Here is a 6,767-nt window from a genome sequence, read left to right as displayed (position 1 = left end):
TTGGGTGGTGGGTCTGGGGGGGTGTCTACATCGGCCCCGTGAACCGGTTCGCGGGGGCCTTGGCCCGGCGAGCGCAGCGGGGTGCGTTACGGCCGCCCGCGCCCGGTGGCGAAGGGCCATGCCCGGCGAGCGCTGCGGGGCGCGTTACGGCCGCCCGCATCCGGTAGCGCCGGGCCCTGCCCGGCGAGCGCAGCGGGGCGCGTTACGGCCGCCCGCGTCCGGTAGCGCCGGGCCATGCCCGGCGAGCGCAGCGGCAAGGAGCTACGGGCTGCCCGACATCCCCAGCTGCAGGTCCACCACCTTCCAGCGCAGGCCCTGCGGTTCCAGCACCACTCTCATCGGCGGCTCGCCGGGGCCGCGCTGGACGTCCACCACGAAACGGTCCAGCGCTTCAAAATGATGTTCGGCGTTTTTCAACGGCCGCGCCGGTTCGGTCGCGCCGAACGTATCGCCGCCCTGCAGTTCGTTGCGGCCACGCTTCCACAGCACATGGCCCTGCAGCATCGCGCCGATGCCGGTCGGCGTAACCATGGTGTCCACCGCCGCGCCACCCAGCTGGTCACCCAGCCCGTACAGCAGCGCGCCAAACGGGCTGGACCCCACGTCCGGCCCGGCCTGCCGCACGAGATAGTCGTTGAGCTGGGCGCGCAGGCTGCTGCGTACGCGCGGGAAGTCCACGTAGCGCTCCAGGCGCGCGGTATCGCGCTGTTCAATCGCCCTGGACAGGCCATGCACGGCCAGGTACGGACCGCTGAACCACCAGGCGACGACGGCCAGGACGAGGGCAACCAGGATGCCGATGAGCTTCTTCATGGCCCCCAGACTGCCGCAACTGCGGGCGCCGCGGGTTAAGCGTCAGTGACTGGGCGAGCCGCTGCCATCGCCGAAGGCCGCCACCAGCCGCTGCCGCTCGGCGCCCTGCAGCGCCTGCACGTGGGTCCGCAGCACCTGGTCCAGGCTGGAAACGCGGGTGGTGCCAAGGATGCCGCTGGCCACGCCGGGGTGCTGCAGCACGTAGGCAAAGGCGGTCTGGGCCGGGTGCTGGCTGTTTACCGAGGCCACCGCATGGCGCATCGCGCGGGCGCTGTGCATCAGGGCGCGGCTGCTCGGCTTCAGCCAGGTCCGCGCGAGGTACCAGGCGTCGGCCAGCCGTGGCAGGCGCGGACGGGCTGGCAGCAGGTGGCCCTGTGCGAGCACGGTCCCGGCCAGCACGCCGATGCCCGCCGCGTGCAGCTGGTCGATCAGAGGCTCGCGGTCCTGCTGCAGGGCGTTGTAGTCCAGCAGCACCACGTCGAAGGCCTCGGGGTGCTCGATCATCCAGCGCAGCGTGCTGGCCGAATGGGTATTGATGCCGGTATGGCGGACCAGCCCGCGTTCGCGCAGGCGCTGCAGCGCGGCCAGCAGCTCATCGTTGATGTCGTGCTCGCTGGCGCCGTGCAGCTGGTAGATGTCCAGATACTCCAGGCCGAGGTTGCGCAGCGAGGCCTCGCAGCTGGCGGTGATCGCCGCGGCGGAGAAATCGCGCTGTTCGGCGCCGCTGATGCCGGCCTGGCCGGTCAGCGTGCCGCCCTTGCTGGACACCACCAGCGACTCACGCGGCACGCGCGCCAGCAGCGGGCGCAGGATGCGGCCCAGGCGCGGTTCGGCATGGAAGCCCGAATAGTTGTGGCCGGTGTCGAGCAGGTTCACGCCCTGCGCCAGCGCGTGTTCGACCACGGCGGCGGCGTCGCTTTCGGCGAAGCGGCGGTGGCCCCAGAAGCCGGAACAGCCCAGGCCGATCGGCGACACCTGCAGGCCGGTGCGGCCCAGCAGGCGCCGCTGCCGGGCCAGGGGCAGTTCCAGCGGCATCAGAATTCCAGGTCCAGCGCAGCGCAGAGGTAATCGACGAACGGGCCCAGCGCGGCCAGGTCCTTGCCCAGGGTGGAGAGCAGGCGCGGGCCGGTCATGGTGTCGTCGTCCAGCGTGCGCCACATCACCCAGTTGCGGTGCTTGAGGTCGTCGATGAACTCGAAGTCGGCGGGGAAGCCACGCGGTGGTCGCACCAGCTTCTCGTTCTGCTCGAAATCGAAGCGCTTGCGCAGGGCGGGCGCGTGCGCGGCCGCCTTCCAGCTGCCCGGGTTGTCGAGGATGAAGTGGCGGATGCGCCGCTGCGTGTCCGGCTCGGGGTGCCACAGGCCGGCGCCGACGAAACTCTCGCCCGGCTGCAGGTGGATGTAGAACGAGGGCGCAGCCACTTCGCGGCGGCGCTCATGGAACAGGCGCGCACCCTGCCAGGTCTTGTACGGCGACTTGTCGTGGGAAAAGCGTGCGTCGCGGTGGATGCGGAACAGCGAGCCGCCGACGCTGCGCGTGTCCGAACGGAAATGGTCGCTGACTTCGGTCAGCGCCGGCTGCAGGTCACCCAGCAGGCGCAGGAACGGCTGCCGCACATGGTCTTCGTACTGCTGGCGATGGTCGTTGAACCAGGTCTTGTTGTTATGCCGCGCCAGGCTGCGCAGGAACTTGAAACTGGCGTCGGAGAAATACGTGCTCACAGCGTCTCCTGCAGATGGTGGCCCCAGTCGCGCAGTGACTGCAGCAGGCCGGTCCGGCGCGCGTCATCGGGCGCTTCGGCGGCCAGCGCCTCGATCTGCTGCTCGTACTGGGGCAGGTTCAGTTCGCCCAGGCCGCTCTCGCCGAGCAGGCGCTGGCGGCGGTAATCCTGCCAGCGCTCGCGTTCAGCCGGTGCGAGGCTGTCGGGGTGGTTGCGTGCGCGGTAGCGGAACAGCAGCTCGGGCAGGCGGGGGTCGCGGAAGCGGCCTTCCAGCGCGGCCAGCTGCTGCGGCGCACTGGTGCGGGCCAGGGCCAGCAACGGCTTGTCGCCGGCACCGAGGAAACCGTCATACAGCGATGCATCTACGTCGGAAACGGTGGCCGGCCGCGGCTGGTTGAACACCTGCCGGGCCTTCTCGGCCAGCTGCGCGGCAACCTCGCGCAGGCGTTCGGCCTTGGCCTCGATCGCCGCCACATCCAGGCCCAGGCGGGCGTGGTCGTCGGCGCGCAGGTGATTCCAGGCCACCAGTGCCGGCACCTTGTTCAGATGCACTTCCTTCAGCGGCACGCGTGCCACACCCTCGGGCAGTTCGCTGGCGCGCATGTACAGGCGCTGCGCGATCACCTCGGCCGGCAGCTCCAGCAGGTCGTCGATTTCGCCTTCCAGGTCGAACACGATCACCCGATTGTTGATGGTCGGGTGCATGGCCAGCGGCAGCACCGGCGCCGCGCACAGGCGGCTGGCCGGGTAGCGCATGGAAATGTGCAGCACCGGCTTCATCGCCGCCACGTCCAGCAGGCTGCCGACGAAGCGCTTGTCGCGCAGCTTCAGCGCGTACTCCCACAACCGCGGCTGCGACTGCTTGAACAGCCGCGCCATGCCGATGGTGGCGCGCACGTCCGACAGCGCTTCGTGGGCATCGCCTTCGCGCACGCCGTTGGCTTCGGCCAGGTGTTCCAGCTTGAACGAGGTGGCGCCATCCTCGCGTAGCGGCCACTGGATGCCTTCGGGGCGCAAGGCGCGCATCATCCGCAGCATGTCCAGCAGGTCCCAGCGCGAGTTGCCGTTGCGCCACTCGCGCTCGTAGGGATCGTGGAAGTTGCGGAACAGCCCGTAGCGGATGAACTCGTCGTCGAAGCGCAGGGTGTTGTAGCCCAGCGCGCAGGTGCCGGGGCGCGACAGCTGTTCGTTGATGCGGTCGAAGGCTTCGGCTTCGCTGATGCCTTCGGCCATGGCCTGCTGCGGGGTGATGCCGGTCACCAGGGTCGCCATCGGCGAAGGCACCAGATCATCGGCCGGGCGCACGAAGAAGCTGACCGGCGTGTCGATCACGTTGAGATCGGCATCGGTGCGCATCGTCGCGAACTGGGCGATGCGGGTGCGGCGCGGGTCCTGGCCGAAGGTTTCGAGATCGTAGAACAGGAAGCTGTCGGCCATCAGTGTGCGCCCTCCAGGACCGGTAGCTGCGCGTGGATCTGCGCTCCCAGCGTGGCCCAGTCGATGTTGTCCAGTGAATCATGGCCGGCCGTGGCCGCCACCAGCAGGTCGCGCTGGATCTCCGTGCGGCGCAGCGCTTCGGCATACGGCGTGTGCAGGAAGGTGACCATGGTGTAGTGCGGCACGAAGCGCGTCGGCCAGCGCCGCTGCAGCTCCTGTTCCAGCTCGCGCTGCAGCAGGAAGGCGGGGTCGGCCACGCGATCGCGCATTTCCAGGTAGTTCTCCAGCGCCATCTGCTGGATCGCGCGCGCGTTCGGCTTGCGCTCGGCCTCGAAGGCAGCGAAGGCGCCTTCCAGGTCGTCGGCCTCCTGCAGGTGGCGGGCCAGTGCCACGCAGTCCTCGAAGGCGCAGTTCATGCCCTGGCCGTGGAAGGGCACCATCGCGTGCGCGGCATCGCCGATCAGCACGGCGCGGCCGGCCTGGTGCCAGCGATCCAGGGTGAGCGTGCCGAGCAGGCCGGGCGGATGCTGTTCCCAGTCCGCGCGCAGTTTCGGGATCAGCGGCAGCGTATCGGCAAACTCGCGGGCGAACAGTGCCTCGGCCTGCGCACCAGTGTTGACCGTGGCAAAGCTGGGGTCGCCCTTGTTCGGCAGGAACAACGTGACGGTGAAGGTGCCTTCGTGGTTGGGCAGGGCGATGCACATGTAGTGGCCGCGTGGCCAGATGTGCAGCGCATTGCGCTCGATGCGGAAGCTGCCGTCGGCCGCTGGCGGGATTTCCAGTTCCTTGTAGGAATGATCGAGGAAGGCGATGTCCTCCCCCAGTGGCGCACGCCGGTTCATTGCACCGCGCAGCGCCGAACCGGCGCCGTCGGCGCCGATCAACGTGTCGAAATGGATGTCGTGCGGGCTGTCGTCGCGGTCATCGATGAAGCGGGCGTAGCCGGCATCGAAATCGACGGTGTGCAGGCGGCGGTGGAAGTGCACGGTGGCGCCGGCCTGCTCGGCCAGTTCCAGCAGCGTGGTATTCAGGTCGCTGCGGTGGATCGACCAGATCACTTCGCTGTCGTCGCGCCCGTAGCGCTGGAGCTGCGGTTCGCCCTCGCGCGGATGCACCATGCGTCCGCGCATCATCACCGCGCGGGCCATCACCTCGCCTTCCACGCCGGCCTGGCGCAGCGCGTTGCGGCCGCGTTCGGCCAGCGCCAGGTTGATGGAGCGGCCGCTTTCGTAGTCGGCCACGCGCGGATCGCCGCGGCGCTCGTACAGGGTGATGCGCCAACCCTGCCGTGACAGCAGGATGGCCAGCAGGGAGCCGGCCAGGCCGGCACCGATGATGCTCAAGGAGCGGGATGCGTGTGCGATCAACGGACTGTCCAGAAGCAGGGGAGGGGGCGGCTTAGAGGCCGGCCCAGGCTTCCACTTCCTCGACGAAATGGTGCACGTCCAGGTAGCGGTTGTAGAGCGGGGTGGGCGAGATGCGGATCACGTCCGGTTCGCGCCAGTCACCGAGCACGCCGATGGCGCGCAGGTGTTCGAACAGGGCACGGCCACGTTCGCGGCCGGCGAGCACGCGCAAGGAGAGCTGGCAGCCGCGACGTTCCGGTTCGGACGGGGTGACGATGTCCAGCACCTGCGGCAGGCGCGCGCGCACCAGTGCATCGAGCAGACCGGTCAGGGCCAGCGACTTGCGGCGCAGCGCTTCCATGCCGGCACGCTCGAACAGGTCCAGCGATGCGCGCAACGGGGCCAGGCCAAGGATCGGCGGATTGCTCAGCTGCCAGCCTTCGGCACCGATGGCCGGGTTAAACTGCGGCGCCATCTGGAAGCGCGTCGCTTCATCGTGGCCCCACCAGCCGGCAAAACGCGGCAGGGTGGTGTCGCGGTGGTGACGTTCGTGCACGAAGGCACCGGCCACGGCGCCCGGGCCACTGTTGAGGTACTTGTAGTGGCACCACACCGCGAAATCCGGCGCGACATCGTGCAGGTGCAGCGGCAGGTTGCCGACCGAGTGGGCCAGGTCGAAACCGATGCGGGCGCCGTGCAGGCGCGCGAGGCGGGTGATCGCATCGAGGTCGAAGGCCTGGCCGGTGCGGTACTGCACGCCCGGCCAGAGCACCAGCGCCAGGCGCGCGCCGTGCTCGCCGATGGCACGCTCGATGGCGGCCATCGAGATCGTGCCGTTGGCTTCGTCCGGCTGCACTTCCACCAGGCAGTCCGCCGGGTCGAAACCGTGGAAGCGGATCTGCGCTTCGACCGCATGGCGGTCGGTCGGGAACGCGCCGGCTTCCATCAGGATGACCGGGCGCTCGGCGCTGGGGCGGTAGAAGCTGACCATCATCAGGTGCAGGTTCACGCTCAGCGTGTTCATCGCCACCACTTCGCTGGGCAGCGCGCCGACCACGCGGGCCAGCTGTGCGCTGACCAGGCGGTGGTAGGACAGCCACTGGGTGGGGCCGGTGAAGTGGCCTTCCACGGCCAGCTCGCCCCACTGCTTCATCACTTCCTGCACGGCGGCCTGCGCGCCACGCGGCTGCAGGCCCAGCGAGTTGCCGACGAAGTAGGTCTGTTCACCGCCGCCATGGCGCGGAACCAGGAATTCGTTACGCAGCGGGCGCAGCGGATCGGCGGCGTCCAGGGCGATGGCGTGGGTGCGGCTGAGCAGGTCGGACATGGTCGGGCAACAGGCTGCAACGGGGATGCCAGTGTAGCGCCTGGGGCCCGCGTGATGCCGCGCGGCGCGCTCGCCGGGCATGGTCCGGCGCTACCTGGGAATCACGCGCACCGGTAGCGCCGGG

The 6,767-nt window shown here is 69.4% G+C and carries 6 protein-coding genes; all 6 read right to left on the bottom strand.

Annotation, left to right across the window (positions count from 1 at the left end; genetic code table 11):
- Positions 1–261: 261 nt before the first annotated feature.
- From AC1VXD_RS13485 to kynU, 6 genes are read right to left on the bottom strand one after another with little or no spacing between them, the layout of a single operon-like run.
- Positions 262–813: a DUF2939 domain-containing protein gene (locus AC1VXD_RS13485; RefSeq protein ID WP_482992469.1), complete on the bottom strand. Its 552-nt coding sequence runs from the start codon at positions 811–813 to the stop codon at positions 262–264.
- A 42-nt stretch (positions 814–855) separates the two neighbouring features.
- On the bottom strand, positions 856–1,848 hold the full coding sequence (locus tag AC1VXD_RS13480; protein WP_482992468.1) for an aldo/keto reductase: 993 nt from the start codon (positions 1,846–1,848) through the stop codon (positions 856–858).
- Positions 1,848–2,534 (bottom strand): DUF2461 domain-containing protein, encoded by a 687-nt coding sequence (locus tag AC1VXD_RS13475; protein WP_482992467.1) that lies wholly within the window; start codon positions 2,532–2,534, stop codon positions 1,848–1,850. The genes AC1VXD_RS13480 and AC1VXD_RS13475 overlap by 1 nt, the downstream gene beginning before the upstream one ends.
- Positions 2,531–3,970: an exodeoxyribonuclease I gene (sbcB, locus tag AC1VXD_RS13470; RefSeq protein ID WP_482992466.1), complete on the bottom strand. Its 1,440-nt coding sequence runs from the start codon at positions 3,968–3,970 to the stop codon at positions 2,531–2,533. The genes AC1VXD_RS13475 and sbcB overlap by 4 nt, the downstream gene beginning before the upstream one ends.
- The gene (locus tag AC1VXD_RS13465) at positions 3,970–5,337 is read right to left on the bottom strand and encodes an FAD-dependent oxidoreductase (protein ID WP_482992465.1); all 1,368 of its coding nucleotides are present in this window, start codon (positions 5,335–5,337) and stop codon (positions 3,970–3,972) included. The genes sbcB and AC1VXD_RS13465 overlap by 1 nt, the downstream gene beginning before the upstream one ends.
- A 31-nt stretch (positions 5,338–5,368) precedes the next feature.
- A complete protein-coding gene (gene kynU, locus AC1VXD_RS13460; protein ID WP_482992464.1) occupies positions 5,369–6,643 on the bottom strand; it encodes a kynureninase in 1,275 nt (424 codons plus the stop codon).
- Between the last annotated feature and the right edge of the window lie 124 nt (positions 6,644–6,767).

Source organism: Stenotrophomonas sp. STEN054 (assembly GCF_056854535.1).
The sequence above is the reverse complement of the archived record's forward strand: the minus strand, read 5'-3'. Positions and strand labels throughout refer to the sequence as shown.

Excerpts from the sequence above, each read along its gene's own strand:
- AC1VXD_RS13485 (WP_482992469.1), bottom strand. The coding sequence starts at position 813 with ATGAAGAAGCTCATCGGCATCCTGGTTGCCCTCGTCCTGGCCGTCGTC.
- AC1VXD_RS13480 (WP_482992468.1), bottom strand. The coding sequence starts at position 1,848 with ATGCCGCTGGAACTGCCCCTGGCCCGGCAGCGGCGCCTGCTGGGCCGC.
- sbcB (WP_482992466.1), bottom strand. The coding sequence starts at position 3,970 with ATGGCCGACAGCTTCCTGTTCTACGATCTCGAAACCTTCGGCCAGGAC.
- kynU (WP_482992464.1), bottom strand. The coding sequence starts at position 6,643 with ATGTCCGACCTGCTCAGCCGCACCCACGCCATCGCCCTGGACGCCGCC.